This window comes from Erythrobacter westpacificensis, from assembly GCF_039542285.1.
GTDB classification, from domain to species: domain Bacteria; phylum Pseudomonadota; class Alphaproteobacteria; order Sphingomonadales; family Sphingomonadaceae; genus Alteraurantiacibacter; species Alteraurantiacibacter westpacificensis.
The window spans coordinates 1-2413 of sequence record NZ_BAABHV010000033.1 but is presented as its reverse complement, the minus strand read 5'-3'; the positions used below and the strand labels follow the sequence as shown (position 1 = coordinate 2413).

At 60.6% G+C, this 2413-nt stretch carries 3 protein-coding genes and 1 pseudogene; all 4 read left to right on the top strand.

What is annotated here, in order from left to right; all coding sequences use genetic code 11:
• Window positions 1-106, top strand: a pseudogene (locus ABFX23_RS17330) (DUF305 domain-containing protein); the annotation flags it as partial.
• Window positions 103-591, top strand: coding sequence for a DUF6692 family protein (locus ABFX23_RS17325; protein ID WP_007163850.1), 489 nt, complete (start codon window positions 103-105; stop codon window positions 589-591). The pseudogene ABFX23_RS17330 and the gene ABFX23_RS17325, both read left to right, overlap by 4 nt.
• A gap of 92 nt (window positions 592-683) precedes the next feature.
• Window positions 684-1388: an NAD(P)-dependent oxidoreductase gene (locus ABFX23_RS17320; protein ID WP_086438289.1), complete on the top strand. Its 705-nt coding sequence runs from the start codon at window positions 684-686 to the stop codon at window positions 1386-1388.
• Between the two features lie 71 nt (window positions 1389-1459).
• Window positions 1460-2413 (top strand): MBL fold metallo-hydrolase (locus tag ABFX23_RS17315; RefSeq protein ID WP_346034130.1); only part of this gene is annotated, 954 nt, incomplete at its 3' end.

The following is a 2413-nucleotide window of genomic DNA, read 5'->3' as shown; positions in this document are numbered from 1 at the left end:
AGTCGCCCAGCGCCGCGAAATCGCCGAGATGAAATATCTCATAGACGATATCGAGCAGAACGGTCCGCGGACCGAAGAACGCCTGCCCGAGGAGATGCAGCCATGAACAAGATAGCTTTCACGGCGCTCATCGCGCTGCCGCTTGCCGCCTGCAATTCGAACACCGCTCCGGGCAACGACCGCGAAGCCCAGCTCGACCCGCCTGCCACTGCCGCGCCGATCGAGGACGCGGCCAGTGCACTGGCAAATGTTGACCCGGGCCTCATGCTTCCCGGGACCATGAATGACGCGGACCTTGCTGCTCTGGGCGCAGGACAGGCCTGCCAGTTCCGCCTGACCGAAGTGGCCTTTCCCTCGTTTGTCTATGACGGTGACGGGGGCGGAGCGATCAAGATCAATGGCAAATTGATCCCCGTGACCGCCGATGGCCCTGGCAGCTATGCGAACGGCGAGCTTCGGATCAAAACCCGCATGCTGGATGATGAAGGCGATGCGGGCCTGCAAATGCAGGAGATGATCGTGGCAGCACCAAGAGCCAAGGATGAGTTCGGCTTTTGGGGTTATACCACCTGTCCGGCCGACGGAGCCTGATACTGGCAGGGCGCATGGGCAGGCCGTCGGCTAACCCATGCGCCCGCGCCTCCCCCCTTCGTCGCCCTCACCATTTTTACAGGAACAAGCAGATGACCGATACGAGGCCCATCGCTGTCTTCGGCGCAGGCGGGAAGACCGGCACCGAGCTCTTGAGGCGTGCCATTGCCCGAGACATACCGATCCGCGCCTTTGAACACACCGTGCCTGGGCCAGGCGAGCGGGTGGGCGACTTCGAATATATCGAATGCGATGTGCTGTCGGATAATTTCGCGGGCGATCTCGATGGCTGCCGCGCGGTTATCTCGACCCTCGGTGTCGCTTTCGGTCCGGGCAATGCGATCGATCCACCGCCGCTCTATACCGATGGCACGCGCAACCTGCTCGAGGCGATGGCACAAGCGAAGATCGACCGCATTGCCGTAATCTCCGCTGCCTTCGTCGAACATCAGTCGAGCGTCCCGGCCTGGTTTGAACTCACTGCCAAGCCTGCATTGTTCAATATACTCGAGCAGATGCGCTCCATGGAAGTGATGCTCAGCGACGCCCAAGGTATTAAATGGACGGCCGCACGGCCGGGCTGGCTGCTGGATGAGCCTTACACTGGCGACGCCGTGATTACGGACGAGCGGCTGGCGGAAGGCTGTTTCCGGTGCCGTCATGCTGATCTCGCGGCGAGCCTGCTTGAATTCGTGTGCGAAGACACCTGGATCAACGCAAAGCCTGCCATCGGCAGGCCCGAAGCCGAACGTTTCGAAAGTCCTGGTGCCATCAAGGCCGAACTCGGTATCGATTGAGCGTCGTATCATTTTTCGATCTGTAACGAGCCCGAACGTTACAGACTTTGAGCAATAGACAAGGAAGTCGCATGTTTCTGGAGAAGATCAAAACCCCTGGCCTCTCGCACCTTTCGTATATCATCGGCTCGGGCGGACAGGCAGCGGTCATCGATCCGCGCCGGGACTGCGAGATCTATGTCGAAAAGGCCCGGGCCGAAGGACTGGAGATAACGCACATCTTCGAAACCCATCGCAATGAAGATCTGATCAGCGGCTCGCCGATTTTGGCCGATTTGACAGGAGCCACGGTCTATCACGGGCCCGACGCGGCAGGCGAAGTCGTTTTTGCCAAGACCGCACGCGAAGGCGATTGTTTCGAGCTGGGTCAATTGAAGATCGAAGTGCTTGAAACACCTGGACACACCGACGATCATCTCGCTTTCGTCATCCATGACAGCGAATATTCCGAGGGACCGGTCGGCGTCTTTACCGGCGATGCCTTGTTCGTCGGCGATGTCGGACGCACCGATTTCTATCCCGAGCGCAAGGAAGAAGTCGCGGGCCTTCTTTTCGACTCCCTGCAGAAACTTTGCCGCCTCGGCGACCAGGCGATCATCTACCCGGCGCATGGTGCGGGCTCGGTCTGCGGGTCGGGAATGGCGGACCGGGAATTCTCGACAATCGGCCACGAGCGGCGCAACAACCCGCGCCTGCACATCTCCGACCGCGATGAGTTCATCAAGGCGAAGGTAGGAGAGCACCATTACCAGCCGCCCTATTTCCGGCTGATGGAGCGGCTTAACCTCGAAGGGGCCGATGCCGCGCCGCGGATTATGCGGCCAAGGCGTCTGGGGCTGGACGACCTTCGCGAGAGCGGCGCCGATCACCTGGTCGATGTGCGCGAGCCGCTCGCCTATGCCGCCGGTCATATGCCGGGTGCCATGTGCCTTCCGGTGGGAATGATACCGGCCTTTGCCGGATGGTTCCTCGGTAAAGGCGACAGGATCGCCCTCGTCGCTTCCGACGAAGACCAGCTAGCCCAG